The sequence below is a fragment of the Bradyrhizobium sp. STM 3809 genome, from assembly GCF_000239795.1.
GTDB lineage: Bacteria > Pseudomonadota > Alphaproteobacteria > Rhizobiales > Xanthobacteraceae > Bradyrhizobium.
The window spans coordinates 1-1,068 of record NZ_CAFJ01000417.1; the positions used below are offsets into that span (position 1 = coordinate 1).

The window sequence follows — 1,068 nt, forward strand, 5'->3', positions numbered from 1 at the left end:
GTGTGTCGCCCCAGCCGAAGCCGTGCACGATCGAGGCCGAGACGATGCCGTCCCTGCCCTCCTGCGCGGTGATGCGGTCGACGAAGCTGCGCACCGGCTCCCGCGTGGTGTGCAAGGTCACGATCATGTCGGTATCGACCAGCGCCGAGCGCAGCGTCAGCCGCTTCTCGGCAAGCTCGGTGCAATGTTTCACCAGATCCTGCGCGCGCTCGAGAATGTCGGTGTGGGGATATTCCTTCCAGCAGATCAAGAGATCCGCGCTCTCCACCATCAGCTCGCTCATGTGCACGTGCGGATCGAGCGTGGCGCCGATCACGACGTCCGGGCCTGCGATCTCGCGGATCCGCGACAGCAGCTCGCCCTCGCAATCATCATAGCCGTCGGCGATCATCGCGCCGTGCAGCCCGATCAGCGCCATGTCGATCGGCAGCGCGGCCTTGAGGTCGGCGAGGATCTGGTCGCGCAAGGTCTCGAACGCCGCGCGCGTGACGAGCCCGTTCGGCACGGCGGCGGCGACGAGGCCTTCGATCAGCGTCCAGCCCTTCGACGGGCCGACCTGGCGCGCGGCCCAGAGCGGCCCGCCATGCATCTGCATCTTGTCGGGATGCTGGCCTGCCGGGAAGTAAGCGCGCTCGTGAAAGGTCGCGAGCCCCGTCGGCATCGGCGCGAAGGTGTTGGTCTCGGTGGCGAGGGCGGCGGAGAAGACACGCATGACGGCTTGGCTCTTGGTTGGCGCGATGACGCGGAGGCGGCCGCAGGGGACCGCATCGCCTCCCAGAGCACAAGACAGCGCGCGGGCAGAGCGCCCGTCGTTCAGCGCATGAGGCCGATCAGTTCGCCGGGACCGGCGCGCGCACCGACTGATCCTCGATCGCCTTGATCGCAACCATCGCGACCTGCGCCAGCGCCTGGCGGTCGGCGCCCGAGGACGCCATCACGCTCATGCCGGTGATGACGGCGGAGACGTAGCGGGCGAGTGCGGCGGGGTCGGCGCCTGGAACCAGATCGCCCTCGTCCTTCGCCCGCTCGAACCGATGCCGGAGCTGCTCCTCGGTCTGGGCGCGGCGC

At 69.0% G+C, this 1,068-nt stretch carries 1 protein-coding gene and 1 pseudogene; both read right to left on the bottom strand.

Annotation, left to right across the window (positions count from 1 at the left end; all coding sequences use genetic code 11):
- A partial coding sequence (locus tag BRAS3809_RS20145) for a M81 family metallopeptidase (protein ID WP_035657140.1) occupies positions 1-712 on the bottom strand: 712 nt, incomplete at its 3' end.
- 118 nt (positions 713-830) lie between these two features.
- Positions 831-1,068, bottom strand: a pseudogene (locus tag BRAS3809_RS20150) (TetR/AcrR family transcriptional regulator); the annotation flags it as partial.